Source organism: Pseudoduganella ginsengisoli (assembly GCF_009720865.1).
Lineage (GTDB): Bacteria > Pseudomonadota > Gammaproteobacteria > Burkholderiales > Burkholderiaceae_D > Rugamonas > Rugamonas ginsengisoli.
Genome location: NZ_WNLA01000116.1, coordinates 1 through 255, shown reverse-complemented (window position 1 = coordinate 255; position 255 = coordinate 1). Strand labels below are relative to the sequence as shown.

1 rRNA gene is annotated in these 255 nt (G+C 53.3%); it reads right to left on the bottom strand.

What is annotated here, in order from left to right:
* Nucleotides 1-255, bottom strand: a 16S ribosomal RNA gene (locus tag GM668_RS30425); the annotation flags it as partial.

Genomic DNA, 255 nt, shown 5'->3' with positions numbered 1-255 from the left:
CCGCCTGCGCACGCTTTACGCCCAGTAATTCCGATTAACGCTTGCACCCTACGTATTACCGCGGCTGCTGGCACGTAGTTAGCCGGTGCTTATTCTTCAGGTACCGTCATTAATCCCCTGTATTAGAAAGGATCGTTTCTTCCCTGACAAAAGAGCTTTACAACCCGAAGGCCTTCTTCACTCACGCGGCATTGCTGGATCAGGGTTGCCCCCATTGTCCAAAATTCCCCACTGCTGCCTCCCGTAGGAGTCTGG